The organism is Dyadobacter sp. (assembly GCF_039919315.1).
GTDB lineage: Bacteria > Bacteroidota > Bacteroidia > Cytophagales > Spirosomataceae > Dyadobacter.
In genome coordinates this window covers 25,488-51,595 of the sequence record NZ_JBDSFX010000012.1, presented here as the reverse complement: position 1 = coordinate 51,595, position 26,108 = coordinate 25,488, and the positions used below count along the sequence as shown (strand labels likewise).

Below are 26,108 nucleotides of genomic sequence, written 5' to 3'. Positions count from 1 at the left end.
AAGAGATTAGTTTGTTCGTTGGTGAGGTTTCAGGTGCGTCCTCGATGTCTTGGCTCAACGGGACAAGTGGGAAGATGAATTGTCAAGTTACCCCATCTAAATACTATGGCCAGTATTTTTATCCTGAATGAGCCATTATTGTGTATTTACATACTTAGGTTATGAATATGTAAATTGGTAAACGCGAGCCAAAGCTATATATATGCCTAATTTTGGACTTGTATATACCTTTGGCTTAAATATATCTCACTATGACGATGAAATACCTTCCTATTTTAATACTAATGTTTCTCGTCGGTTGTAAAGAACAGGACTTGGACCTGAAAATCCCTTACGCGGGTGACAAACTCGTGTTATGGGGCAAACTTCAGGCAAGTTTACCGGTCAGAATACAAGTGACAAAAACCTTTAACCCTGTCGGAAAAATTCCTGCCGATGCCACAGTTAACAATGCTACCGTCGTATTATATAAAAACGGCAAAGAATATATAACACTTCTGCATTCCGGAAAAGAGCCAGGATTTTATACTTCTGACAGCCTCGTGCAGGCGGGAGCTACCTACCTGGTGCAGGTATCGACACCTTCTTTCCCCACTGCGGAGTCGGCCCTTGTCACTGTCCCATTGGCATTGCCTGATATGACTGCGATAAGAACTCGTGATGTTGTTGGTCAAATGAACCATCAAACCTCGCAAGATCTGATCAGTTTGTATTTTACAAAAGAAGATGCCTTGCTTGACAGATACTTTAGCATCAAACTGACAAATTACTATATAAACGATACACTTTCCAGCTATCCCTATGCTTCGGCAGACAATATACCCGCCAATGAAGAAGATTGCCATACCTGGGGAATAGAAGTAGAGAAGCCCGAATATAATGACATTCTAAAGGCCATTGTTTATCCTCAAAGCCGTGTTTTCCTGATGTCAAATCAGTGCTTACCTGCGCCTGCCGTTCCACTCAAGTTTTATGTGGAAAACGAATCTGGTTACAACTCTACCATCCGAGCCTTGAAAGTAGTAGTACGTGTTGGGGTTATTTCAAAAGATTTTTTTGAATATGCGAAAATAGAAAATAAGCAACCTGAGGGTGTTGATCATCTGGTACTTCCTCCCCAGAAGGCATTAACCAACATCAAAAATGGCTATGGACTTATTTTTGCGTCCAACGAAAAGACCATAGAGTTACCATGAACCAGCCATTTGCCATTGTATTTGCTTTGTTATTTGGTCTGATCGCACAGCGTAGTTTTTCTCAAAAACTTACAATAAGTGGAACGGTACGTGATGCTATGAGCGGAGAATTGCTCATTGGGGCTTCTATAAGTGATAGCATCTCGGGGACCGGTGTGCATACCAATGCATATGGCTTTTTTAGCATTGAAGTGCCTTCGCCGGATCATTATCTTAAAGTCGGTTACGTTGGTTATTTGCCTGTATACATAAAAAATCTTTCAACGCTTAGCGTTCCGCTGGAGATAAAATTGTCGCAGGCCAATAATCTAAATGAGATAAATATCAGGGAAAATAAAATCCTGCGCTCTCCAATAGGGAGTTTGTCAATTCCTATTGACAGGATTAAAGCGTTGCCGGCCTTACTGGGCGAAGTCGATGTTTTAAAAGCATTAAGCTACACACCGGGTGTTTCCACCGGTACCGAAGGGAGTGCAGGCTTATATATTCGGGGCGGAACGCCGGACCAAAATTTGATCCTGCTTGATGAAGCGCCTGTTTACAATGTGATGCATCTGGGTGGCTTTTTCTCGGTCTTCAATCCAAATTCTTTAAAATCGGTGGATCTTTATAAAGGGGCATTCCCTGCCCGGTACGGAGGCAGACTGGCCTCAGTCATTGATCTGACTATGAAAGATGGGAATAACCAAAAATTTGGTGGAGAAGTAGGACTGGGCCTACTCAACCAGAAACTTACACTGGAGGGGCCAATCATTAAAAACAAAGCTTCGTTTATCATATCCGGACGGGTTTCTACATTGGGGCTTACTTCCTTGCTCAGTTTACGAAAGAAACCCAGCTCCGGCACAGGAGAGGACCGTGTTTATCGTTTTTATGACCTGAATGCAAAGTTTAATTATCAGATTAATAAAACGGATCAGGTATATGTTAGTGTATACAATGGCTATGACCGGTTTAAATATGCTGAGTGGAGTATCACCAATAATGGAAAAGAAACTGAAACAGCCGTTGGGAACAATTGGGGCAATACCACGGCAACGCTTAGATACAGTAAGGTTTTTTCTCAAAAACTTTTCGCAAGATTTGCCCTGCTCTATTCGAAATACACCAGTGAATACACCAATAATTTCGAAGATCAAGGTGTAAATGGACAACCCGCTAGTCTTTATCGTAATACCAATGCAGGTGTAAGCGATTGGGGAGGTAAAATTCAGTTTGATTATTTTCCCACAAATCAATTGAATATAAAATTCGGTCTCGACGCTACCAGGCATTCCTTCAGCCCGTTTGTTACGAAAAGCAACTATAATGGCTTATTTGATGATACCAAAGAAGGGCAGCTTCCCGCATATCAGCTGGATTTGTATGTTGATAGCGATATTGCTTTAACATCTCGGATCCGGTTGAATGCCGGTCTACGTAATAGTCTTTACAAAGTCAAGGGTCGTACATTCTACAACCCGGAACCGCGACTAGGGATAAATTGGTCACTTCCGGGCAACTGGTCGTTGAAAACAGGTTACTCTGTGATGAACCAATACCTTCATCTGCTTACAAACAACGGCTTTGGATTTGGGTATGATGCGTGGCTACCTTCTACGGATAAGGTGGTCCCGTCAAGGGCTAATCAATTGTCAGTCGGACTATATAAAACTTTTCCCGTCTCAGGCTGGGAGTTTTCTCTCGAAGTATATGCCAAAAGGATGAAAAACCTCATAGACTATCCTGATGGTACTAATTTTACCGGCCTGCTTGCCGGTTCCTGGGATGATGTTGTTATAAAAAATGGTATCGGACGGGGAAAAGGAATGGAGTTTATGATCAGTAAAAACTTAGGCAAATTCAAAGGTTCTTTTGCTTACACTTTGTCCAAATCTGAAAGGAAATTTTCAGGAATAAATGACAAAAACTGGTATCCAATGAAGTACGACAGACGACATAATCTGTCGCTTACCGCCGGATATTTGCTTGGCAAGAAATGGAGCCTCAATACCACTTTTGTTTATCAGACGGGACATACTGTCACATTGCCCGAGGCCGCTACCCTTACCGAGAATGGTTTTGACCCAAAGTTTATATACAACAATCGCAACAATGGAAGAATGCCCAGCTTCCATAGGCTGGATATTGGTGCAGTCAAATCTTTAACCACCGCCCGTAAACGCAAGGCTGAGTTGAGCTTAGGATTGTACAATGCCTATAACAGAAATAATCCTTTATATCTCGACCTGAAGATCCAGCGGAGTAACTTCAAGCCAACAGCAATTTCAATTAAGCAGGTTTCATTTCTTCCAGTACTACCTTACATAGGTTATACACTAAAATTTTAGACATATTATATTAAAAAACCATGTTAAGACCCAAATATTTTCTCCTTATTGTTTGCTTTTTTATCCTTGCTATGCATGGCCATGCTCATGCACAATCAGATTCGTTGGTGAATGAATCAAAAGCCCTTTCTGGCAGACTTTCCCCTAAAGAGTTAAGAAAGGGCAGCTTCACTTTGGCCTTAAATGCTTCTGGATCTGGCGTTAATACGATTAACCATTCCGGCAAGAACTGGTCGCTCGCACCCCAGGTAGGTTATCTGGTAGCTAATCGTTTGGTGGTAGGGTTCCAGTTATCGATAGGCAAATCTTCCCAAAGACTTAAGACAGGCACCCCGGCTGTTTATATGATTCCTGAATATGAATTTTATTCGGTTCTTCCGGAAATATATTCCCGCTATTACCTTCTGGATTTCAAGCTAAAACCATTTGTGCAACTCTCCTCAGGATATAACTTTCAATGGGGTAACGAGCAGAAGGGCAGCCTAGAAGCTTCATCTGATTCTCAGAATTTTGCCTTATCCGGTGCATTTGGGTTGAGTTTCCGTATTGGCAGGCATGTTGCTCTTGAGGCGTTATATAATGCTCGTTTCGATAACAATTCCAGGATCTTAGACTCCAATGAAAATCTTAAATACAGGCTGGGGCTTTCGATATTTATTAGGTAGGTCTCAATATTTAGCAGCATTAAAGCTTGGCAGCGATTCTGTCACAGTAAAGGCCACAAAGGCCCCAGCCGTCCCTTGCATGGTAAATTTAAAAAACTGCTATCTGTGACCGTATCGGTCAGTAGCGTGGCAAAAATAACACCCAACACCTGGCATGGCAACAGGGCGAGCATAAACCGGATTTGTGGTTTGTTCCAGAGGATATCCTGGCGGAAAAGCGTATCATCAGAGATAAACACACCCCGGTAAAAGAACCGTGTTATAAAGCCCAAACCGACTTTATAAAGCAGTACTAACAACCAGTGAAGTGCAAGTCCCATAAAAAAGGGAACCACCAGAAAGAAAAAGACATTCGCCATACCGTATTGTAGGGATGCCAAATTCCTATGCGAAGGTCGTGACGGTTTTTCTCCCTTTCTTTAATTTAACCCATTTAAGGTTTTCTCTGTCATCGTCGACAAACGACAACTGATAGGGGAGGGGCTTGGCTACATAGGATCCTTCTACAAGTTCCTGCACAGCCTGGCTGACCGGGAGCTGTTCCGACTGCTGCCTAATCTCGACCTGGTCTCAAGCCAGCTTGGCGACCAAACATTTATGAAAGGGTTTGTTCGGTATATCGAGCAGAACCACATTTCGAACCTGTTCAATGAATCCAGCTTCGGCTTTGTCGGTTTCCAGGATGATGTGCTGGTGCAAACGGCTGCTTACATGGCCGGCACGCTCGCGCGCTGCTATGACGAAACCGTCATTACGGACCATCGAAATGACTTCATTGAGATTCTCCGGCGCAAACCGCTATCCATCCAGTTTTTTCCGGACACCTTCGGTAATAGCATAGCCTTGCCATCAGCCAGCAGTCCGGACTATGACCAGGCGCTGGCCACATTAAGCACCAATTTTGCCAATGACTTCCTGCACCAAAAGTCGCTAAGCCCGGTTCCGCAGGTTAAAAACCAGGTAAGCTGCTTAGGTTGCAAAGGTCATAATGGGAGGATTAAACATTAGTTTCTAAATTAATTTGACCCTATGAAAAGTATAAATTTCCAATTTAGTACGTAATCATCCTAAATTAATAAATTTACGATGATATTATTCTGAAGTATTCTTTGGATTAGGCTTTTAATCCAATAACCCGGCGCTCCATTGGAGAGCATACGCTGTTTTGAAGTATTTTGTTTTAAGTTCGACCAGCTTCTGCCTGGCTTCCAATGCCTTGTTTTCCCGGCTGTTGATCAGAAATAGTGAGCTTTCTCCGTTAGAAAACCGGAGTTCTTCAGCTTTTACTAGTTGCTGATAGTTAGCATAGTTTAAACTCTGTAAGCTGATCTGCTCCCTGAGCGTATTGAATTCGTTATGGTATTGCCTGACTTTAACTTCCAGGTCCAGCTGCTTTTGCGTTTGGTCAAGTCGTGTTTCCTGAATTTTGAGCTGTGCCATCTTGTATTCTCCGCGGCCAGCCGATAGCCGTAGTGGGATTTCAAACTTGAAGCCGTATTGATAATTGTTATCAAAGATTGCGTGCTCCCCCGCGCTGGCCAGTGCATTATAGCCTTTGCTCAGATGGTTGTAGCGAAAATCGGCTTTGGGCAAAAGCTGTTGAAATTTGAGCCTTTTTTCAATATCCAGGGCGCGGAGTTTAAAATCGTAGGTTCTAAGTTCGGGATGTGTCTGGGCGGCTGCTATAAGCAGGCTAGCCAGGTCCAACTCGAAATCCGTCATGTTTTGTTGGTTGTCCCAGTCTGCGGGCGGCAAAACCGTTTCTGGTAAGATGTAGGGTTCTGCTGCATCATTCCACAGAAAAGCTGAAAGCCTTAGGCCTGCATTTCGGAATTCCAGCTTGTACTGATTTTGCTGGTACTGAAAGCTCTGTAATTGAGCCAGCGTTTCAATGGTATCAATGGCTGCACGCTCACCATTCAGTAACGACTTACGTACAAAGTCTAGCCGCTGTGCATTAATAACCACGTTGGCCTGGACGATCAGAAACTGGTTATGGTAGTTTACCCATTGCCAGTAAGCATCCATAGCATCCATTAGCAAATCATTTATTACCTGTCTTTGCTCGGTGTCAGCCAGCGACCTAAAAATTCTTGCCTGTTTTAAGGATGCACGCCGCTTATCCATGATCAGGTCCCGTGCAAGTGGAACGCTTACACCCAGAAAAGCAGATTGTCCTTTGGTCATCGTCGGGTCAAGCCGCTCGCCTGTGTAGTTGTCCACACCACTATGCACCTCGATCCCGTACCAGGTAGGAATGAGGATTTCCGGTGAAGTGCTGCGATAGTAATTGGTCCCCTCAAAGCGTTTGCTTGAAACATATGCACCTACGACAGGGTCGAACCCGCCACGCGCGACAAGCAGGTCGGCCTGAGACTTTTCAATATGGAGAACGGCTTGTTTGGCGACAGGGTGAAACTTTCGGACTAGTTCCATCACCTGCACCGGGTTTAGCGTCTTTGTGGAATCCTGCGCGATGGCCACATCTAGACCTGCCAGCGCTACCGTCAGGCTCAATTGGATTACTAAGATTTTCATATTGGAGGCCATGTTATTTCCCTTTGCCCGGATTTTTCAGCCCCGGTTCTTTCAAGGTGTAGTAATCCGGTGGGAACCCATTGATGTTCCGCCAAAGCTCATACCATAATGGCACGTCTTTGAGCAAAGCGATGCCCTGCGCGCCAGTTCCCAATTTTAGCTGCTGTGGCCAGGGCCGGTCAGCGTTATCTTCTGCCACAAGCACCCTGAACATCCCGTTGGCACTGATCGTATGCTCGAAGGCGACCACTTTTCCGCCAAACGTTCCGTAGCTGTTCTGAGGCCAGCCGCTGAAAATGATGGCCGGGAAACCGTCAAACATAAACCGGACTTTTTGACCGATGCTGACCAGAGGCAGGTCCACCGGGCGCACGTACATTTCAACGGCATAATTCACGCGCGTCGGGACGATCATCGTGACCTGTTCGCCATCTTTAAGGATCTCGCCAATTCCCGCCTTGTTTGCCTGCACGATCTGACCGTCCTGTGGTGCCAGGATTACATACATGCCATTGCGGATCGTATAGTTTGCCACCTGGTTTTCCAACTTGGCCATTTCCCCTTGTCCGGATGCGATATTACTCAGGCTTTGCAGCCGGTCACCTTCTGCTTTGCTGATCTTTTCGGCATACTCCTGACGCACGCCGTTTTGTTCGATCTCGACAATGAGCAGTTCTTGCCTTGTCTGGGCAATCTTGTTCTCGGCGGCTATTTTTTTAGCCAGCGCATTCTGAAAGGAGGTGTTCCGTTGCTGAAGCTGGGTCTGGGAAACCAGCCCCTGCTCGAACATTGTCTGCTGGCGTTCGTATTGATCCTTGCTCAGGTTAAATTCATTGGTGACGGCTTCCAGCTCTGCCTGCTCACCGGTCAGCTTGTTGTTTAACTGTCCTAGCTTATTTTCAAGCTGACTGATTTTTAAAATTTTAGCTGCCTGCAATGCTTGCATTTGAGAAACTGAGGTGGCCGCTTTTCCCTTGTATAAATTGATCGAACCTTTTTTGGCGTCCACCTGCTGCTGGGTGCGGCCTACCAGGTTTGGATCCAGATAATCTTCTTTGATCTCTGATATCTGCATGATCGTGTCGCCTTTTTTAACAAAGTCGCCTTCCTTTACAGCCCATTTGAGGATTTTGCCGGGAATGGGGGAATTAATGTTCTGGGGGCGCTGCTCCTGGTAAAGGGAGGTAATATCGCCCCGGGCCTTGATATTTTGTGTCCAGGGTAAAAAGAGCGCGAGTCCGAGTAGGAGAACGATGCCATAAAACCAATAGCGGACCTTGCTTTCCTGATCTTGCAAGTAAATTACATCCAGGGATTTGAGTGGGATTTTATACTTTACCGGATCCATTTTCTATATTGCGGGTTATGGTGGCTGCTGCGTTACTTAGTAGAATACGGTAATCGCACCGTTCCAGGAATTCATCCTCATTGCTTATAACAATGACGGTAGCATTGTTTGGTTTACCCAACAAGTATTCCATCATTTTTTGCTTGTCTGGCCCGGCCATTCCTTCCCAGGGATCTTCCAGCAGTAAAAGGATCGGCTTGTCCAATAGTGCCCTAAGCAGACAAATGCGCTTGATGTACTGACTGGGAAGATTCTTGCCGTTAGGGTCAACTTGGGTCTGGAACCCTTCCGGTAACAAATCAAGGAAACCGGAAAGCCCTGTTTTCTCGGCAAGACTGATAATTTCTTGTGTGCTAATGTGGTTTCTGCCAACGATGATGTTTTCCCATACCGACCCGATAAAAATATCTTTCTGATTCAGGTACATACCGGTTTTCTCTCGCAGCGAGGCAAGCCGGTAATTGCTCAGCGGGATTTTATTGAACATCAAAGACCCTGAGAACTGCTGGAAGTGCCCCCCCAGGATTTTTAAAAAGGTAGATTTACCAGACATGCCGTTTGCGAAGACACCGACAAGGCTACCACCAGCGATATGCATATTGACATCCTTTAATATCTTTTTATTGTTGGGAAATGTAAAGGAAAAACTGATCAGGTCTATATCTACACCTGTATGCACTTTTTCGAGCGTGATATCGCCTTCGCGTTCAGAAAGATTTTCGGTCACCTTGGCAAGCTTTTCAAGCCCTGTTGCCATATCATATACGCTGTCCAAGTTGACGATCAGCTTTTCCACCGCATTAATCACAATGAGCACCACAATTTCAGCAGCAATAAATTCACCGACATTGAGCTGCTGGCCCAGCAGAAGATAAGAGCCGCCTGCAAGCATCGCCAAAGTAATAGCGACTTTTGTGATGATTAGTGTTTTGTATTGTATTAGTAGTATGGCAAAGTGGTCGGTGCGCGACTGTAAATAGCGGGTAACATATACATCCGTTTTTGTTAGGTTCAAGTGGGCATCATAATTGAGTTTGAAGGGGTCGATGACCCGTGCCATTTCTTCAAGCCAGCCAGCTGTTTTATATTTATTGACACTCTCCTCTAGACTAGTTTCTAAGCCATTTGTACCGGTCCACCGAAAGATCACAAGCAGTATAATGAGTAATGTCAGGCCAAAAACGATAAAGAAAGGATGGTAGATTGCAAGCAGCAACAATCCAAATATGATCTGGATACTTGCCGCAGGAACGTCAAGCATCAATTTTGATAAGCCCTTCTGAACACTGATCACATCAAAAATGCGGTTGACTTTTTCAGGAAGATAAAATCCGTCTGTTTTTATTAGGTCAAATCGAGGGATCTTGTCTGCAAACTCAAAAACATAGCGAGTAAAAATTTTCTGCTGTATTTTTTCAATAATCTTCATCTGATTGATCTGCATCACTCCAACCATAGCAACTCCGATGACAACCAAGAATATCAATACATAAATAGATGTTACCATGGATGCCCCCAATACAAACCCTATTATGGCCTGGATGCCTAGTGGAAGACTCAAATTCACCAAACCGCTTAAGATGGCGTAAAAGTAAATTGCTATTGCGTCCGACCGGTCTAGAAGTATCAAGTCCCATATTCTTCTAAAAGGGGTTACTTTTTCCATAAACTTTGAATTGAAGTTCAAGTTAAACGTTAAGCCTAATGTCAATAGTATTACCATTATTTGACAAAGTAAATATATTTTTATTGGAATATTTACTACCGATGTTCGTTATTTTGCTATTTTCGAGGTATAAATGACGTTTTATGGATTTTCAGTTGAGTTTTCATTTGAATGAGAAGGTCTATTTGAAGGACCCTGAGAGCAGCGAATTGGGCAAACAATTGGTAAAGAGCGCTATTGACCTAATTTTCGAATTGGGTTTCGAGCATTTTACATTTAAAAAGCTCGCAGCAGAGGTAAATTCGACTGAGGCCACGGTATACCGCTATTTTGAGAATAAGCACCGTCTTCTGCTTTATATTCTAAACTGGTATTGGAGCTACATGGAATTTTTGGTTATTTTCAGGCTTCAGAATATCCAGGATGCTAGGGTCAAATTGCAAACCATCATTGAACTGCTCACGCAGGAGCTTCCCCAGAGTTCCGGGAAAATGGATTACAACAAGAGCTTTTTAAATCAGATTGTGATTTCGGAAAGCAGTAAAGTGTATCTGGTCAAAGATGTGAAGGAGATTAATAAAGCTGAGGTTTTCAAAGCCTATAAGGATTTATGCGGAAAGATTGCTGAGATCGTAAGTGAATACAATCCCGCATATCAGTATCCTAGGTCACTGAGCAGTACCTTGATAGAAACGTCCCATTTTCAACAGTTTTTCAGTAATTACCTCCCCAAACTAACCGATGTTAGTAGTACTGATCAGAATAACTTTACAGCCCATTTTTTGAGTAATCTCTTATTTAGTGTTCTGGATGCTCGTGATAATCGGCTTACATAGTCCCCTGTCATTTTCAAATAGTATGATCTATTAATTGATCCATGCAGTAGTTTATTTTTCGTATGGCTCGCACCAACTAAAATTCTGCTCAATGATTGCCGATTTTCGGCTGGTGACAAACTCTAAAAAAGATAGAGAAGCTTGGGACTGCTTTTTTTCTTTAAGCCAGACCAAGCTCCATGTAGTCTGTATTGGCAGGCCCTGGACGTCTATGATTTCCAATTGACGGTTACTTAACTCATTCCTTATACCTATCAAAGGCATAATCGAATAACCTAGTCCTGCCAGGATAGCTTGCTTGACTGCCTCATTGGACGTAAGCTCCATTTTTTTGAAGACGGTAATGTTCTGTTCGGAAATAAAGCGCTCCATGGCTAGGCGGGTACCAGAACCTTTTTCCCGGAAAATTAAAGGATAGATTTGCAGCTGTTCATTGACAACATTTTTAGTGTTGACATTTTGCCCGGTCTTGCCAACCAGAAAGAGCCTGTTTGGCAAAAGTTCCAGCCAATCAATATTTATAGTAGTAGGTAATATAGACACAAGGGCAAAGTCAACCTCGTTGTTTTCCAAGCTTTCTAATACACTACTTTTATTAGTCACGTCCATTATAAGCTCTATCCCTGCATGCTGGGATAAGAATTCTGACAAAAAAAACGGCATTACATACTTTCCGGTAGACACCACCGAGATTTTTAATTTACCTGCCAATTGTCCTTTGTAAGCCAGTGTTTTGTAATTAATGGCATGCACTTGTTCAATAATGCTTTCGGCCGCCGCAGCGATCTCTCGCCCAAAATCAGTGATGTAGATCTTTCTTCCGACTACCTCAGTAAGGGGGATGTCGAATTGTGCTTCAAAGTTCCTGAGCTGAATAGACACTGCTGGCTGTGACAAATGAAGCTCTTCTGACGCTTTGGTGACACTTCGAGCTCTCACAACAGCAACGAATATCCGAAGTTGGTTTAAAGTATAATTCATAAAAATCGTTTATGCTAATCATAGTAAATATAAATAAAAATATATGTATTATTAAAAATAGCTTTGCAGCTGTAAATCAAACTAACAAGGATGACAACAATTACAGTAGCAAAAGGCGATGGGATCGGCCCGGAAATTATGGATGCGACCTTAAAAATTATTTTGGCAGCCGGTGCCGCGATTAACATTGAAGAAATTACGGTAGGAGAGGCCGTTTACCTGGCCGGCAACGCGGCCGGGATAGCACCAGAGGCGTGGGAAACCATCCGGCGTAATAAGATTTTCTTAAAAGCCCCTATCACAACGCCACAGGGCGGGGGGTATAAAAGCCTAAATGTCACTACGCGTAAATTCTTGGGGCTTTATTCAAATGTAAGGCCTTGCATGAGCCTTCATCCTTTTGTAAGCACAAAGCATCCGGCTATGGACCTTGTCATCGTACGTGAAAATGAAGAAGACCTTTACGCAGGCATTGAGCATCAGCAAACAGATGAAGTAGTGCAATGCCTGAAATTGATCAGCCGGCCCGGATGTGAAAAAATTGTCCGCTACGCCTTTGAATACGCCCGGCAGCAGGTAAGGAAAAAGGTTACCTGTTTCACCAAAGACAACATCATGAAACAGACCGATGGATTATTCCACCGCGTCTTTGATGAGATCGCAAAAGAGTATCCTGACATTGAAAATGAACATTGGATCATCGACATCGGCGCAGCGAAAATGGCGGACACGCCACAGGCTTTCGATGTGCTTGTGATGCCTAACCTATACGGGGATGTGCTCAGCGATGTGGCGGCACAGATTGCAGGCTCAGTTGGTTTGGCCGGGTCAGCCAATATCGGGGAAGAGTGCGCCATGTTTGAGGCAATCCATGGTTCAGCGCCAAGAAGGGCAGGTCAAAACATGGCTAATCCCTCAGGTTTGTTGCAGGGGGCAGTGATGATGCTAAATCACATAGGTCAGACAGATGTGGCCGAAAAGGTGCAGAATGCTTGGTTGAAAACGATTGAAGACGGCATACATACCTATGACATATTTAAAGAGGGGACCAGCAAGTTGAAAGTGGGTACCAGTGAATTCGCTGATGCAGTCATCACAAATCTTGGGAAGAAACCTTCGGAATTAAAGCCGGTTACCTATGCGCAGAATGCAGCGCTTACACTCCCACGGTATCAGCGCAAACCGCAACTAGCCAAGGAGCTGATCGGTGTAGATGTGTTTGTCCATTGGAGTGGATCAAATCCGGACGAGCTCGCAGGCATAGTCAGCAAAATTGAAGCGGACGGCATTAAACTTAAAATGATCACGAACAGGGGGATCAAGGTATGGCCCGATGGATTCAAAGAAACTTTTTGCACCGATCATTGGCGGTGCCGATTCCAGGCAGAGTCCGGGGTTACGATGAGCAAATCTTTTATCGTCGAGCTTCTTTCCAAATGCATAAACGAAAAGATCGATTCCATCAAGACCGAGAACCTATATACGTTCGATGGAACACCAGGGTTCTCATTGGGCCAGGGGCAATAAGTCAAGCTTCTAAGTCAAAGTGAAAAAAACAACTTAACATCATAACCACATCAATCATGACAATTCAATTGGTCAAAGGTGAATTTCCCGCAAGTGATGCCATGGAGCTCATTTCTCAGCTGGTTCAGGTGAAGATAAAGTACCATGAGCAGAAAATAAGCAGCGACATGAACGAGGAGGATATAAAGAGTCGCGAAAAAAAGATAAAAAAGTTACAAGACGATCTATCAGAAATGAAAAAATATGTACAAAGCATTCCGGGTAATGTCGCAATGATATCGCACATGAATGTTGGATAATTAATAAGATACCGTGTGATAGAAGATTTCAATATTACAAACTAACCTAATCAGGCCCAAATATGGAAAATGCTGACATTCCTTTAATCTCAGGCACCTTTGAATGTGACGATGCACGTGATCTATTATTAAGCCTCATAAACCAAAAGATCCAGTATCACCATTTAAAAAATTTTAGTATGCAGGAAAGATTTGGTATCGTTGAAGCCAAAAGCGAATCCAGGATCCAGGAGTTATCAAAGGCGCGGCTCCATATCAGTGAGCATCTTCTGCTGGCACAATCCCTTGGGTGCAAAGTATCTGTTAATGCGACGATTTCCATCCAGTTACTAACGACTGCCAGCATTACATAGCCAACAATTAAGCAGCTAAATGCTTGAAAACAAACCGGATGGACACCTTGGCATTCCGGAAAGAGCATTAAACAAATGCTTCTAACAATCAAAAGTTAAAGACCGCGATGGAAAAGAGCATGAATTTTCCGGGGTTGCCTTGATTGAGATCCTTGAAAAAGCAGGTGTTACAACCGGAGCCGAGCTGCGGGGCGAAAACCTGGCAAAATATGTATTGATCACTGCTGCTGATGGTTACGAAGTGATTTACTCCCTGGCCGAAATCGATCCCGAGTTTACAGATCGGGTGATCCTATTGGCAACCACAAAAGACGGCCAGCCACTTGCCGTAGGCGAAGACCCATTCCGCATTATTACTCCTGGTGAAAAAAAGCCCGCTAGATGGATCCGTGAAGTGCGTGCGATCAAAGTCGCATTTGCAAAAATTTGATACGCCGAGTTTCAGCTTTTTTAACATACTATTGTACCTAAAAAGACATGAGCTTGTATCAAAATAGCAATAGTCCGGCAATCATTGTCCCTACACTAACAGTGAGCAATGGTTCAGTCGCCATAGAATTTTACAGCAAGGCATTTGTCGCCATACTGACAATCAGGGAAATCACAGGGCTTAATGTATCAGATAACGTAGGGTCATTACCGACCGTTAGAATACCAGGGTTTTCCGGATTGTTCAAATCCAGCGGTACTTCATCTCCGGACAGTACCCAGAAAATTTCAGGAGTGGCCAGTGTAGACAGGTAGTTCTGTATTGACGCAAAGACACCCGCCAGCTGGTTCTCACTCTCTGATCCACTGGCCACACTGGCAATGATCGCTTTAACCTGCAGGTCTTGTTGAAAAAGCCTGATCAGCTCTTTCGGCTCATGTTTTAACATCAGCGCGATCACGTGTGGCAAAGTGCAATATTGGGGATGGTTATTTCTAAGGTACCAGATTGCTGCTGTCAGGATTGCTTCGCTCGACTGGATCCAGAAGTCCCGCTTTTGCGATGCTTTAAAATCAATGTTGGAAAGGATTGTTTTGGCCGCTTCCCGCGCGTAGCTGGCATTGGTGATTACCTTCGGACTGACCGGGTTGATCTGGTGGCTGTATGTTAAATCTGTGAAGTTGACAAACCAGGTCTTGACCCTGCTGCCTTGGTAAGCACCGTTTACCTCCGATGCCAAGACCGGAAACTTGAAATCATAGACAAGGCCTGTAAACCTGTCCGGATTGCTGGATAATGGGCTCAATGATGCTTTTGCTCTTGCCAGATCCAGCCCCGCCGCAAATAAAGATCCCGCGCGTCGGGTTATCAATCTCTATGGTGCTACCGCTCACGGTTTGCAGTAGGGGTTCTTTTAGCAAATGGACAAAGAATTACGCTAAGGGATTTTCATTATCCTTACGCCCTGAGCGATCAATCGGTTTGATGATCACTCCTGCATGGCGCAATACCTTATAAAATGTCCTTCTGCTTCCGATCTGGAACGAGTTCATGATCTCAGTCGTAGATTGTTGACCTAATTCATATAGATTTTTCACAGAGGGTGCCATCTTCTGATATTTTACAGCTAACCCTTTTGGTCGCCCGCCTTTTCTTCCCCGCGCCCGTGCAGAATCCAGGCCGGCTCTTGTCCGTTGAACAATAACATTACGTTCATGCTCAGCAAGTGCACAAAATATCTGAAATACCAGAAGACCGCCCGGTGAAGTTGTATCAATGGGATCCAGTACAAAACCATTGCCCGGCCTGCGTGCTGCAGGCGCACTGCTAGTCTCCTTCTTTCTGCCCCTGAAATTAATATAGGACACAAATGCAAGGAAAATGCCAGTTGTGGCCTGCATGGTCAATTTTAAAAAGCTGCTATTGGTAATAGGGTCGGTCAAAATAGTGGGAAAAAGGACTCCCAGTACCAGGCATGGCAATAGTGCCAACATAAACCTGATCTGTGGCTTGTTCCAGAGAATATCTTGCTTGAAAAGCGTGTCGTCAGTAATAAACACGCCCCGGTAAAAGAAGCGAGTGATAAAACCCAGGCCGACTTTATAAAACAGGACCAGCAGCCAGTGAAGGGCGAGTCCCAGCACAAATGGGACCAACAAAAAGAAAAGGATGTTTGTCATCAAATCCTGATTAGGTGGATATATAGTATATGCGTCCAAAGGCTGTTAACGCATTGCCGTAGCACGCTCATTTCTTCCATTCCGTTCCTGTTTGCTGCCTTTGACTGTTTGTCAAGATAGGAATGACAGCTTTAAAAGCCCATACCGCGCCTGCGTTTTTGCTGGTTCTCTTGTTCCGGTTTGATTTGCTGTTCCTTTTTAAATTCCAGGTTTTTATCGAGCCTGGCCTGTAACTGTTTTGCGGTAAAACCAACGTCTTGCCCTTTGATGGGCACGCCCTGATAGCTGTAACTCGAATATTTCAGCTTACCTTCTTCTACTTTGTATTTGCACTCGATCCCCTTTTCTTTTAACCGCCGCTCCATGTCATCCGGATCGTGGGACTTTTCTTTTAAAGCAGCCTTGATAGCAATGTTGACCGCCTTCTGGGCATCCTCCTGGTTAACGGCCACATGACGTAATTTGCCTTCTTCCAGTTTTTCCAGTTTGGAAAAACCTAGCTCCTGGGTGATCTCTTTGCAGATCCGGACATTGCGCGCGTAGTTGTGCGAAGTTTCCAGTGCTTTGCTCCCATCTGTTGGCACGCGGTTGATGTAAACATGGATATGCTGGTGGGGTTTGTCATGGTGCTCATAGACCACAATCTGGTGTTCTTTCGGGTCTGCCCCCATTTTTTCACAATAACGGTTTGCCGTCTCGATCATCTGCTCACGCGTGGGCTTCTCTTCCGGCTTCCAACTAATCGACGAATGCCACACTGGTGTCTTGCACCGACTGTAAGACGCCTCCTGCTGCATCTCGGCGGCGATGCCTTCCGGATCACGGGAAACCACGTTATGCGTTATTAGGAGATCGGACTTGCCCATGACCTCTTTCCCTTCAACCGTATAGCCCGCGCCGTAATGGATCGCTCCGGAAAAATTAGACCCGATCGATGTTTTGGCGATCATGCTTTTAGTATTTTTTTAAGTTGCTCCAAAACTTCAAGCAAAGGCTTTTCATAAAAGAAACCTTTATTGGCATATGCTGCCAGCTGGTTCAGGTTGGTTCCTATGCCTTGCAGGTTGCGCTTTTCCTCCTTTTCAAACCGTGCCTGCACCTGGTGGCCGGTGCTCAGCCGGCGCAGGTATTCAGACACGCTCAGGCCGGCCAGGATTGCGTTTGCTTTGATCTGCGCATGCTCCTGTTCGGTGACCCGGACAGGGATCATTTTACCTTTATTTTCCCGCCTGGCTGCATTAGCCTTGCGGGCTTCATAATGCGGGTTCTTCTCGTCTTCCATAGTATAAACTTAAAAAGGGGACGCGTCCCCGGCTCAAAATGGTGGCTGGCCACCCAAGTCAAGGGAGGCACGACCGGTGTGTTTGTATGTGCAAATTTGAAGCGAAGCGGAGAATTTGTATATACAAACACATGGCTTGCTTCCCTTTAACAGTACCATCAAAAAACGAATATATAGCATTTAGCAAACTTTTCAAAAAATATTTATCTATCCTGTTGCTTGTTTGTACTTTTGATTTAATTTTGTGCTATAACCCTTTCTTATTTGTATTATGGATAAAAAATATGTCATACAAGCATTTGATCTCAATCTGAAAGGGCGCTTTGATGTCCTGGCTAAATACTATGGCAAGGATCTCTTTGCCATACCCGCACAGATCATGATACAACAGATAAAAGATGAACTGAGCATTACCATTTCTGATCATTCCATATACAATCTCAAAAGAAGGCTTAGAAAACAATTGCTCACTGCTGCAAGCACATTGCCACCTGCTGAAAACAACCAGGCTTCACAGCTGCCACAGCATCCTGTCATTTCTGTGCTCCCCCCTTCCGAAAGCAAAAAACTGCTCGTGCAGCCTGATCAGGATTGGGGGACAATCGTTGAAAATGCAACCAAAGAACCAAAAGGGAAAAAAGGTTCTGATTTAGACTTTACAAACTTTTAATCAAAATTGTACTTTTATTATATCAACCAACTATTAGCATGAAGCAGGTCAATCTTATTTTACAGTCAAAAGGGGGCGTTGGAAAATCCCTGTTCATCTGGTTTGTAGCACAAAACCAGAAAGAAGAAAAAACAAATTTTATCGACCTGGACGAATCTACACAAACTTCTTCTGCCCGTCTTGGCGCGGTCGTTGGAAAAGATCGCGTACGGAGCTTTAAAATACTCAACGAGTATAAAAAGCTCGAGCGTGAAAAAATCATTAGTCTATTTGAAGGGCTTGCCGGTGCCAAATCAGAAAAATATTATGTCGATTTTGGCGCCCCTGAATCAGCGGAATTTCTTAGCCTATTACAGCATGATGTGACTGCCGATATCCTCCGGCAGGAACTCGCTGATCTGGGTATTGCCCTGCGCATCTTTGTCGTCGTCGCTGGTCGTGATGCATTAAATTCATGTGTAAATTATTATACCGCTTTATCCAAGGAACTTTCCGGGCAATTCCCTTTAACCATGCTCGTGAACATGGGTACTTTTGGTGGAATAGAAACAGCGGAAAAGGCAGTAGAAAAACTCAAAGAACTTGGTGTTGACCTCAAACAGTTTGGGGACTTGGGCAACGGTGGGGCCGTCAAAGAAATCATTGACCTGATTGGTCAGCCAGATCCGGATCCGGCAACCATGGGTATGATCTCAAGAATGATGTATAAAAAGAAGCAAAAGGAAATTGACCAGATCATTGCATGATGGAAAAATCACAAAAATTAAAACAAGAGCTCCATCGCCTCGCTGGCAAGTTTAATCTTCCTGAATCAGATATTGATCAGGAGCTCGTCCCGCTTATGCTGGTGTTGGAGCAGGCGGCTACTAAGGTTGACCAGGCAGCTACAAAAATAAACGATTCCGTTAAACCGATAGTGACAAATCACCACTATAACCATGGTACATCTGCATGGACAGTTTTTGCAGCTGCGGCAGGTAAAAACATTGCTCCTCTGGTGGCGATCATCGTGGTTGCACTACTTTCATGGTATGGTATACATAAATTTCTTACAGATCCCGAACTAATCGAGCAAGCAGAGCTAAAAGATCAAAAAGCAAGTTATGTCTTACAACATTTCACGCACGATGACCAGGGCAACTTTTACCTCGAGAAAAATCATTATAAGGTCTTGCCCGACAAAAAAGGGATCAAGCTAATCCTGGATTAAATCCGAAACTTTGGCCATGCTCAGGATATAGCAATTGGAAAATCAAATATGTTGACCATACAGATCACAAGTTTTTCATATAGCAAGGGGTAACCACAGATTTATCCGGACATGGCGGTGGTTTTGTTTTGGGGCCGCCCAGGCTGATTGCAGGTGCATTAAAAACACTGGTTTAATAGACGGCCTTAGCTCACTCACGGGAAAGGATAAACCGGTGGCTGATTATCTGGAGATAGAAACCGAAATGCCCCGATTACTGGCCGCCATACAAACGGTTCTCGCGCTGGCCATTAATGACTACCTTCAAAAAGGGTACAGCTGCCTGTCTGTTTCTTTGGGTTATACCGGTGGAAAGCATCGTTCCGTATTTGCTGCGCAGCAAATTGAAAAATGGGTATTTGCCGGGTTTAATGGCAAGGTATAGGTTATAAAAAAACATCGGGAGCTTACATCTTAAAAGGGTGTGGCCAATGTCCGAAATACTACATCAAAGGCTATTTTATAATAAAAAAATATTTTGCCGTCAGTCGCCGCTGTCCCTTCTTTTAATTTAATCCTTATATGAGAAAATATGCTAATACTCCAGCCAACTTCATTGAACATGGGGGTTCGTTTGTCAGGTGATTCCGGGCAGCTTAACAAGCTGGGCAATAGGTTTATACATGTTGCCAAGAGCCATCCCCAAGCAGCTGTCGGTGAAATAATCGCCAATTTTGGCTTTAACCTGAAGCAGTACGCTCACAGTAAACGGATTAAGCCCACTTATACGATCCAGATCAGTTGGCCACACCTGCTTTATTTACTGCATGTACTTCAAAATATCAACCCTTCACTGTCTGAGCTGTCGACAGAAAAAGAAGCACTTACGATTCTTTGCGATCAGGCAAGCGAGCAACTTCGCAAGTTGCAGGCGGAATGTAATATGCCCATCAGCCATTTTTTGTATCCCGGTTTGGGGCTTTATCAGGGAGAATACATCGAAAGTTTATTGCTCATGACTGAATTGGCATTTGTGAGACATATGCCAATTGGGGACCGAATGAATTTTCTGGGTACCTGTATGGATACGCTCAATCCATCAGCCTGGATCCATCATGATACATTGGCTTTCGTAAAGTCCATCGCACATGATTCCTGGAGTTTGCATATTCTTAAGTCGGATCTGGCCGCTGATTTTTCACAAAAACGATGGTGATCAGGTAATCCTTCCCGCCATCAATTTCTTACATAGGTAATTACAACCGGAGTTAAAGTGACAGCTTTTTAGGATCCGGTCTATTGCTCTTCAAAATCAGTGTCACAGCTATCCTTCTATTTGCGCCTGCAGGCCCAGCAGCTTAATTATTATGCCGGTAAACTTGACCACAGCGCTGATTTCGAACAAGCCAACGGGATTTCCTTTGAGAGAACAAAACAAGTTCCTAAAGACGATGACACCAATGATTTCTCGACCGACGTTGAACTGAATGATAAAAAATACTCTTTCAGCTTTATTTTAACACGCAACCCGCGAAAACAGAGAATATGGGTGTATGCTGATTAAACAACTGGAATTATTACTTCCTTGAAGGTAGTGGAAATTTTTTAAGTGTTTCTTCCATCTGGGCAGTCTTTCTATCAAACATGTTCATTTTCGAAAGGTCTTTTTTTGCCCATGCCGAAGATATTACACGCTTCGGTGATGAACTCTGTTCTGTATACGCAACAACAGCTTCTGTCTTTTTTGACTTCTCTTTCACAACTGTATGAGACATACCTTTTTATTTTAGTTATAACCAAATTTACTAATCATTTGGCTGTTAACAAAAATTCATCATAATTTATTCCTTTCTCGAAATCTGACCAGCCCAGATTGTTTTTGACACTAACACCCTGAATCCTTAGGGATCCCGGAATAATATCCAAATTCTTGGCGATCTGGCGCTGATATAATCTGGTCCTGGTCTCTGTACTACCCACTGCATAAATGGCAGCACTGGGATGGTTTTGAAGAAATTCAAGTGCCTTCACTGCAACGGTTGCAAGAATTTCACCTACATCCCCATTTTTGGTTTCAAACAGATCATCAATTTCCTTCGTATCGGGGTTCCACTTTCCAAATCCCAATTCATATAAATTTCTCCGCCTGGATCCTTTCTTTTGAAATATTACAATATGCAGCTCAAAAATTCCACTTTTGCCGGTGCTTATAAATTTATCAGATGCAAATATATTATAGTGATCATAAAAATCTGCTCCCTTATATTGATCTGGATTAACCTGATCAGTATCGTATTTTTTTACTGACATAACTTCCTGCTAATTAATTCTGCAACAAAGAATATAATAAATTCAGTTGATTCATACGCTGTTAGGCGAATTTTTCTTTCTGTATTACATATAAGTGCAAAATTACTGCAAAAAATCATGCTCATTTTTAGATTTAGTAAAACAAGGCTATTATAGCAAAAACACATTCTTGTATCTTCCAAAGATGCGTTTTACTGCGACACGATCCGATTAACCTCAGATTTGATTAGACAAATTAGCTTACTGCTCTTCAAAATCAGTGTCGCAGCTGTTGCAGTGCAAAGCCAATCTGGATTTACGGCTGAAACTACCGATTCGGGCCAAAAGTAAAATGGAAAGCATAACTTTTTGACAACGAGAAAATTATGAACGAATAGGCAAAATCAATCCTGTTTAACGGTCGTTATGTGAGAGCTCAGAATTCGTCCCGAAAAGCCATCCCAAATTTCTACACAGCCGTCTCATAAATCAAAATACGACATTTTTAAGATTTTATAAGTTAGTGAGATTTAATTTTAAGAGGCTATTTTACTTTTGGCCCGAATAGACTATTCCAACCAATATGAGTGCACATTATTACATTGATCTCAAACTCGCCGGCTTTTAAGCTTGTCAAACATCATATTACCTGATCAATAGCTCTGGACTAACCTACTGTCGGATCGTATTGAAATGGTACTGGGCAATTTGACGACAATGAAGTAAAAAGCTCAAATGCAACACTGTTGCATTTGAGCTTTTTACTTGTTATGTTTGCTTGTGAAAAACGGTGCAGGCTTTAATGCGATCCAGATGAGTCAGACTGAACAAATATTAATCAAGAGCCGGGTTCGCCCAACCAGGAACCGAATTGCGGTATTGGATATTTTCATGCGGGACCACAAATCATTGTCCCATTCGCGTTTGTCATCGTTACTTGACCAGCACATAGACCGCGTAAGCCTTTACCGGACTTTGATTGACCTGGTAAATGCCGGGGTATTGTCCAGGTTGGTTGACAGTGAGGGGGTTGCGCAATTCCACCTGAGTCAAAATACAACCAGCGAGAGCTTGTTAATGCCACACTTTCGGTGCAGGACGTGTGAAGAAATTACTGCCTTACCAGATTTGCCACCCAGCTATGTTCGGCAAATATCAAATTGTGGGCAGATCGAGCAATCCAGGCTTTTGCTGGAAGGAATTTGTCTTGAATGTTCACAGGTAAAAATCCAAAAATAGTTTGAATCAAGGTAACACGCAGATCCTGCAAAGTCACCTTGATCAATCAGACTAAAACTTCTGGTCTATTGTATTTTCAAATTAAAATCCAGATTTACATCATCGCTTCCGGGAGTTGGCGTGCCGTTTTTTGCCCCTGGCTGGTGGCGTAATTGAACTTTCAATTTTCCCATGCCAGCTGCGCCAGCCTTTGCAGTCCCTGTCAGGCCGATCGGGTAGTTGTTGGCATCTTTATCACCATAAGTGTAGGTCAGCAAAGCATCGGGTGAAGCTGTATAGATCAGCAAATGCTCGTCAGATTCTTCCTGGACTTCTTCTGTAATGTCTTCAACCGGCGATTTGCTTTCATCCAAAAATTCGACTGTCAATGTATATTCAGTGTTAGCCTTTAACGATACGGTATCAAATCTTGTCGCTGCATTGCCACCATCACCATCGGCATCTTTGTAGCTGAATGAGCTAACCGTGCCTGTGCCGGCTTCCTTGAAATTAAGCGTGACCGAGGTGATCAGTTCGTTTTCGTCATCCGGCACAACGTCATCCCCGGAGTCTTTACATTGGACGAACGCAATGGCCGTGAAAAGCAATGTGCCATAAAGTAAATGCATCCTTAGTTTCATAGGTGTTTGGTTTGGTCAACTGAAAATTGCAACTTTGTTGCAAGATATTTCAACTGCAACCAAGTTGCAATTATTTGGCTATTAATTTTCAATTAAAAATGCATCTTCAAGGATGTAATTCAGGTGCTCGATATCTTGTGCATTGAGCCGTAACTTCCCGCCGATCGTTTTGACAGCATCAGTTTTAAAACGTTGATTCTTATTGCGAAGCTGCAATTCAACGATGGATTCGGGGCCCGCGCCACCGCAAAAGAAGCACATCGACATGGGTTGCGCAGAAATCACATAGATGTTGTTGTCCGGATCGGCAGGAATTAGATAGCCTTTGATCTGGATTTGTTTTCCTTCCAGTTGCAGGATGCTTTCCCCAAATGTAGGGTAAAGGAAATGCATGCCCAGTTGCTTGTTGAATTTTCTGGAAAAGCGGACATCGGAAAGATGTTTCCAGGTAATTGCAACCGGTTTGTTGTTGGTAAATCCTAAGAGAACGATGGCCAACAGGACCATTATGGGTAATTTTTTCATGGTTGAGCTGGATTTATAAAACTTGCCGTGCAGCCTGGTCGCGGATGGATTCGATCGCTTTTTTTGCGTTCAGCTGATAGTCGAGCATTGACTCGTCGGTCATTTGCGGCGCGGGTTTATGGTGGTGGCCCTCCCCGTGCTGGTGGGCATGCTCAAAGCCGGGCACTTCAATGACGGATTCTTCCCAGAGTTCTATTTGCCGGGCAATACTGTCTAGCCTGGCTATTTGGGCAGTTTCAGTATTTTCTTTACGAAGGCTGTCTAATAATTTTTCCAACTTGCTGGCTACGGTAACCGATTCCATGTGGACCTGATTGGCTTGTATAAGTGCTTCGCTTTTTCGATTGGGGCCACCACAGCCAAACATCAATGCCAGGGGGATAAGAAAAATAATTGTTTTCATTTGATGAACTTTTACTATGTGCAACAATGTTGCAAACATCAGTAAAAATTCTTGAATTCTTTTTTTATGCTACCTATGTTTAAAAAGTCTGCGCTTCCATTGCCCTTATCCCTATTGGTGTCATTACTGCATGTCGGATGCTGCCTTTTACCTTTACTGAGCATAGCAGGCTTAGCTTCAAATTTTGATGTCCTGATCCGCTATAAACCGTTTTTTTTAGTGCTGCAGGTGCTGCTGTTAATATATTTGAGCGTTTCACTGGTTAGGTTTTATCTGGGAATATTTTCTTTTCATGGCCAATTGGAAATCTGGTCTTACCACATAGCCTTTGCTATCGCTTTGGCTGGAATGGTTATTGGAGTGTCTGAGCCTTTTCGCAGCGAGCAGCAAATATTGGCAGAAAGGCAGTTTCAAATGTTTAGGACCCACCGGCACATCAAACTAAGTGTTTACAGCGGCTTTGACGCTGAGAAGTTCAAAGAGGATATAGTTTCAATACAAGGGGTCAAACCTGCTTCTGTTAAAATTGAAGGATCTCAGGTGTCGGCTACCTTTAAAAGCGATAAGGTAAGTTCGGTCCAAATAGTATATCTCTTGCAGAAGCGAGGATACGATGTTGCATTATCAGATCAATAAATGCATCATCGTTGCATTTATTGATAAGTAGTTTATATTTGCAACATTGTTGCAAATATAAACTTTTCACTATGAACCAGAAGAAGATGCCTGTGACCGTGCTTAGCGGATTTCTGGGCGCAGGGAAAACCACTTTGCTCAATCACATCCTACACAACAAGAAGGGCCTGAAAGTAGCTGTGATCGTCAATGATATGAGCGAGGTCAATATCGATGCGCAGCTCGTCAAAGACCAGAACACATTGAGCCGTACCGAGGAGCGGCTTGTAGAAATGTCCAATGGATGCATCTGCTGCACGCTGCGTGAAGATTTAATGATCGAAGTTGAGAAGCTGGCCAGGGAAAACCGTTTTGATTACCTTTTGATCGAAAGCACCGGTATTTCAGAGCCAGTCCCGGTTGCCCAGACATTCGGTTTTGTCGATGAGCAGAGCGGTATTGATTTATCCCGGTGGGCGGCCATCGACTGCATGGTGACTGTCGTGGATGCTTTCAATTTTGCAAAGGATTTTGGCTCGCTGGATACTGTATTTAGCAGAAAGCTCAATGATGACGGGTCTGACCGGCGTACGATCGTCAATCTGCTTACTGACCAGGTCGAATTCGCCGATGTGATCATCCTGAACAAAGCCGACCTTGTATCGGCCACCGATTTGAAAGAACTTCGCGGCATCATTTCTGCCTTGAACCCTGCCGCCAAAGTGATTGAAAGCTCATTTTCAAAGGTGGATATCAGCAGCGTGGTCAATACGGGTTTATTTGACTACGAAAAAGCAGAGCAATCTGCCGGATGGATCCAGGAGCTCGACAAAATAGAAAGTGGCGGCCATGTGCCTGAGACCCAGGAGTACGGGATCAGCTCATTTGTGTTCCGTGATGCGCGGCCTTTGCATCCAAGGCGGTTCTGGGACTACATCCAGCAGAACTGGCCTGCCGGCATAATCCGCAGCAAAGGACTATTCTGGATCGCATCGCGGCCAGCCGACGCGCTCAACTGGAGCCAGGCAGGCGGATCAGTTAGGGCAGAATCCGTAGGCGTCTGGTGGGCCAGTATGCCTCTCGCGCAGCGATTACGGCATTCATCGTATATAGAAAACCGTGAGTCGATCGATTTGCGTTGGGGTAGGTTCGGTGACCGGATTAATGAATTGGTATTGATAGGGCAGGACCTGGACCGGGGGGTAATCTTGGAGGAATTCGAGCAATGTCTGTGCAGCGATCGGGAAATCAAGCTCATGGAAAGTGGCACGCGGTTTGAAGATCCGTTCCCCGTTTTTTAAATACCACGCGTAGCGTCAGTTTTTTTTCCGGCGGTATTCCATATTTTCTCTTGAAACGTAGCGGGGAAGTGCTTGGGATATTGGTATCCTGCAAGTGTGCTGATTTCAGAATGACTTTTATCACTGT

Annotated in this window: 30 protein-coding genes and 1 pseudogene; 17 read left to right on the top strand and 14 right to left on the bottom strand. The window is 43.9% G+C overall.

Going from position 1 to position 26,108, the window contains the following annotated elements:
• Positions 1 to 251: 251 nt before the first annotated feature.
• From ABIO93_RS03485 to ABIO93_RS03475, 3 genes are read left to right on the top strand one after another with little or no spacing between them, the layout of a single operon-like run.
• On the top strand, positions 252 to 1,196 hold the full coding sequence (locus ABIO93_RS03485) for a DUF4249 domain-containing protein (RefSeq protein WP_348064476.1): 945 nt from the start codon (positions 252 to 254) through the stop codon (positions 1,194 to 1,196).
• Entirely contained in the window at positions 1,193 to 3,526 is a 2,334-nt protein-coding gene (locus ABIO93_RS03480; RefSeq protein WP_348064474.1) for a TonB-dependent receptor, read from the top strand. The genes ABIO93_RS03485 and ABIO93_RS03480 overlap by 4 nt, the downstream gene beginning before the upstream one ends.
• A gap of 20 nt (positions 3,527 to 3,546) precedes the next feature.
• Entirely contained in the window at positions 3,547 to 4,191 is a 645-nt protein-coding gene (locus ABIO93_RS03475; RefSeq protein ID WP_348064472.1) for a hypothetical protein, read from the top strand.
• A 41-nt stretch (positions 4,192 to 4,232) separates the two neighbouring features.
• Here ABIO93_RS03475 and ABIO93_RS03470 read toward each other — a convergent pair whose 3' ends face one another.
• A complete protein-coding gene (locus tag ABIO93_RS03470; RefSeq protein ID WP_348064470.1) occupies positions 4,233 to 4,550 on the bottom strand; it encodes a hypothetical protein in 318 nt (105 codons plus the stop codon).
• A 238-nt stretch (positions 4,551 to 4,788) separates the two neighbouring features.
• On the opposite strand from ABIO93_RS03470, the gene ABIO93_RS03465 reads away from it, so the two are divergent.
• Entirely contained in the window at positions 4,789 to 5,199 is a 411-nt protein-coding gene (locus ABIO93_RS03465) for a hypothetical protein (protein WP_348064468.1), read from the top strand.
• A gap of 114 nt (positions 5,200 to 5,313) precedes the next feature.
• Here the strand turns inward: ABIO93_RS03465 and ABIO93_RS03460 are convergent, their stop codons facing one another.
• From ABIO93_RS03460 to ABIO93_RS03450, 3 genes are read right to left on the bottom strand one after another with little or no spacing between them, the layout of a single operon-like run.
• Positions 5,314 to 6,729 carry a TolC family protein gene (locus ABIO93_RS03460; protein ID WP_348064467.1) on the bottom strand — a complete coding sequence of 472 codons (1,416 nt, stop codon included), beginning with the start codon at positions 6,727 to 6,729 and terminating at the stop codon, positions 5,314 to 5,316.
• A gap of 13 nt (positions 6,730 to 6,742) precedes the next feature.
• Positions 6,743 to 8,077, bottom strand: a complete 1,335-nt coding sequence (locus ABIO93_RS03455; RefSeq protein WP_348064465.1) for an HlyD family efflux transporter periplasmic adaptor subunit — start codon at positions 8,075 to 8,077, stop codon at positions 6,743 to 6,745.
• Positions 8,058 to 9,743: an ATP-binding cassette domain-containing protein gene (locus tag ABIO93_RS03450; RefSeq protein ID WP_348064463.1), complete on the bottom strand. Its 1,686-nt coding sequence runs from the start codon at positions 9,741 to 9,743 to the stop codon at positions 8,058 to 8,060. The genes ABIO93_RS03455 and ABIO93_RS03450 overlap by 20 nt, the downstream gene beginning before the upstream one ends.
• 143 nt (positions 9,744 to 9,886) lie before the next feature.
• On the opposite strand from ABIO93_RS03450, the gene ABIO93_RS03445 reads away from it, so the two are divergent.
• The gene (locus tag ABIO93_RS03445) at positions 9,887 to 10,579 is read left to right on the top strand and encodes a TetR/AcrR family transcriptional regulator (protein WP_348064461.1); all 693 of its coding nucleotides are present in this window, start codon (positions 9,887 to 9,889) and stop codon (positions 10,577 to 10,579) included.
• Positions 10,580 to 10,630: 51 nt separating this feature from the next.
• On the opposite strand, the gene ABIO93_RS03440 is transcribed toward ABIO93_RS03445, so the two are convergent.
• Positions 10,631 to 11,560 (bottom strand): LysR family transcriptional regulator, encoded by a 930-nt coding sequence (locus tag ABIO93_RS03440; protein WP_348064459.1) that lies wholly within the window; start codon positions 11,558 to 11,560, stop codon positions 10,631 to 10,633.
• Between the two features lie 90 nt (positions 11,561 to 11,650).
• Here ABIO93_RS03440 and ABIO93_RS03435 point away from each other — a divergent pair, with 90 nt between their 5' ends.
• From ABIO93_RS03435 to ABIO93_RS03420, 4 genes and pseudogenes are all read left to right on the top strand, one after another.
• The gene (locus tag ABIO93_RS03435; RefSeq protein ID WP_348064457.1) at positions 11,651 to 13,087 is read left to right on the top strand and encodes an NADP-dependent isocitrate dehydrogenase; all 1,437 of its coding nucleotides are present in this window, start codon (positions 11,651 to 11,653) and stop codon (positions 13,085 to 13,087) included.
• Between the two features lie 56 nt (positions 13,088 to 13,143).
• The gene (locus ABIO93_RS03430) at positions 13,144 to 13,386 is read left to right on the top strand and encodes a hypothetical protein (RefSeq protein WP_348064455.1); all 243 of its coding nucleotides are present in this window, start codon (positions 13,144 to 13,146) and stop codon (positions 13,384 to 13,386) included.
• 179 nt (positions 13,387 to 13,565) lie between these two features.
• Positions 13,566 to 13,739 carry a hypothetical protein gene (locus ABIO93_RS03425; RefSeq protein ID WP_348064453.1) on the top strand — a complete coding sequence of 58 codons (174 nt, stop codon included), beginning with the start codon at positions 13,566 to 13,568 and terminating at the stop codon, positions 13,737 to 13,739.
• A gap of 127 nt (positions 13,740 to 13,866) precedes the next feature.
• Positions 13,867 to 14,169 (top strand): annotated as a pseudogene (locus ABIO93_RS03420) (molybdopterin-binding protein); the annotation flags it as partial.
• A 130-nt stretch (positions 14,170 to 14,299) separates the two neighbouring features.
• On the opposite strand, the gene ABIO93_RS03415 reads toward ABIO93_RS03420, so the two are convergent.
• The 4 genes from ABIO93_RS03415 to mobC form a co-directional block, all read right to left on the bottom strand.
• Entirely contained in the window at positions 14,300 to 15,040 is a 741-nt protein-coding gene (locus ABIO93_RS03415; protein WP_348064451.1) for a type IV secretory system conjugative DNA transfer family protein, read from the bottom strand.
• Positions 15,041 to 15,101: 61 nt separating this feature from the next.
• On the bottom strand, positions 15,102 to 15,848 hold the full coding sequence (locus ABIO93_RS03410; protein ID WP_348064449.1) for a recombinase family protein: 747 nt from the start codon (positions 15,846 to 15,848) through the stop codon (positions 15,102 to 15,104).
• A 131-nt stretch (positions 15,849 to 15,979) separates the two neighbouring features.
• Positions 15,980 to 16,798, bottom strand: a complete 819-nt coding sequence (locus tag ABIO93_RS03405) for a relaxase/mobilization nuclease domain-containing protein (protein ID WP_348064447.1) — start codon at positions 16,796 to 16,798, stop codon at positions 15,980 to 15,982.
• Positions 16,795 to 17,130, bottom strand: coding sequence for a plasmid mobilization relaxosome protein MobC (gene mobC / locus ABIO93_RS03400; RefSeq protein WP_348064445.1), 336 nt, complete (start codon positions 17,128 to 17,130; stop codon positions 16,795 to 16,797). The genes ABIO93_RS03405 and mobC overlap by 4 nt, the downstream gene beginning before the upstream one ends.
• Positions 17,131 to 17,401: 271 nt before the next feature.
• On the opposite strand from mobC, the gene ABIO93_RS03395 reads away from it, so the two are divergent.
• The 6 genes from ABIO93_RS03395 (at position 17,402) to ABIO93_RS03370 (ending at position 20,553) form a co-directional block, all read left to right on the top strand.
• Positions 17,402 to 17,800, top strand: a complete 399-nt coding sequence (locus tag ABIO93_RS03395; protein ID WP_348064443.1) for a hypothetical protein — start codon at positions 17,402 to 17,404, stop codon at positions 17,798 to 17,800.
• A 38-nt stretch (positions 17,801 to 17,838) separates the two neighbouring features.
• Positions 17,839 to 18,546: a hypothetical protein gene (locus ABIO93_RS03390; RefSeq protein ID WP_348064441.1), complete on the top strand. Its 708-nt coding sequence runs from the start codon at positions 17,839 to 17,841 to the stop codon at positions 18,544 to 18,546.
• Positions 18,543 to 19,010: a hypothetical protein gene (locus tag ABIO93_RS03385; RefSeq protein ID WP_348064439.1), complete on the top strand. Its 468-nt coding sequence runs from the start codon at positions 18,543 to 18,545 to the stop codon at positions 19,008 to 19,010. Before ABIO93_RS03390 ends, ABIO93_RS03385 begins: the two co-directional genes overlap by 4 nt.
• Positions 19,011 to 19,089: 79 nt before the next feature.
• Positions 19,090 to 19,434, top strand: a complete 345-nt coding sequence (locus ABIO93_RS03380; RefSeq protein ID WP_348064478.1) for an RNase adapter RapZ — start codon at positions 19,090 to 19,092, stop codon at positions 19,432 to 19,434.
• 147 nt (positions 19,435 to 19,581) lie between these two features.
• Positions 19,582 to 20,205: a hypothetical protein gene (locus ABIO93_RS03375; RefSeq protein WP_348064437.1), complete on the top strand. Its 624-nt coding sequence runs from the start codon at positions 19,582 to 19,584 to the stop codon at positions 20,203 to 20,205.
• Between the two features lie 99 nt (positions 20,206 to 20,304).
• Positions 20,305 to 20,553, top strand: a complete 249-nt coding sequence (locus ABIO93_RS03370) for a hypothetical protein (RefSeq protein WP_348064435.1) — start codon at positions 20,305 to 20,307, stop codon at positions 20,551 to 20,553.
• A gap of 13 nt (positions 20,554 to 20,566) precedes the next feature.
• Here ABIO93_RS03370 and ABIO93_RS03365 read toward each other — a convergent pair whose 3' ends face one another.
• The 5 genes from ABIO93_RS03365 to ABIO93_RS03345 all read right to left on the bottom strand — a co-directional run bounded on the left by ABIO93_RS03365 (position 20,567) and on the right by ABIO93_RS03345 (position 24,065).
• Positions 20,567 to 20,764 (bottom strand): hypothetical protein, encoded by a 198-nt coding sequence (locus ABIO93_RS03365; RefSeq protein WP_348064433.1) that lies wholly within the window; start codon positions 20,762 to 20,764, stop codon positions 20,567 to 20,569.
• Between the two features lie 34 nt (positions 20,765 to 20,798).
• Positions 20,799 to 21,299: a hypothetical protein gene (locus ABIO93_RS03360; RefSeq protein WP_348064431.1), complete on the bottom strand. Its 501-nt coding sequence runs from the start codon at positions 21,297 to 21,299 to the stop codon at positions 20,799 to 20,801.
• A 1,283-nt stretch (positions 21,300 to 22,582) separates the two neighbouring features.
• Positions 22,583 to 23,137 carry a hypothetical protein gene (locus tag ABIO93_RS03355; RefSeq protein ID WP_348064429.1) on the bottom strand — a complete coding sequence of 185 codons (555 nt, stop codon included), beginning with the start codon at positions 23,135 to 23,137 and terminating at the stop codon, positions 22,583 to 22,585.
• Between the two features lie 81 nt (positions 23,138 to 23,218).
• Positions 23,219 to 23,662 carry a DUF3299 domain-containing protein gene (locus ABIO93_RS03350; RefSeq protein WP_348064427.1) on the bottom strand — a complete coding sequence of 148 codons (444 nt, stop codon included), beginning with the start codon at positions 23,660 to 23,662 and terminating at the stop codon, positions 23,219 to 23,221.
• A 13-nt stretch (positions 23,663 to 23,675) separates the two neighbouring features.
• Entirely contained in the window at positions 23,676 to 24,065 is a 390-nt protein-coding gene (locus ABIO93_RS03345; protein ID WP_348064425.1) for a hypothetical protein, read from the bottom strand.
• A gap of 75 nt (positions 24,066 to 24,140) precedes the next feature.
• On the opposite strand from ABIO93_RS03345, the gene ABIO93_RS03340 reads away from it, so the two are divergent.
• Both ABIO93_RS03340 and ABIO93_RS03335 read left to right on the top strand, forming a co-directional pair.
• Positions 24,141 to 24,701 carry a hypothetical protein gene (locus tag ABIO93_RS03340; protein WP_348064423.1) on the top strand — a complete coding sequence of 187 codons (561 nt, stop codon included), beginning with the start codon at positions 24,141 to 24,143 and terminating at the stop codon, positions 24,699 to 24,701.
• Between the two features lie 71 nt (positions 24,702 to 24,772).
• Positions 24,773 to 25,981, top strand: coding sequence for a GTP-binding protein (locus tag ABIO93_RS03335; protein WP_348064421.1), 1,209 nt, complete (start codon positions 24,773 to 24,775; stop codon positions 25,979 to 25,981).
• The last annotated feature ends 127 nt before the right edge of the window (positions 25,982 to 26,108 follow it).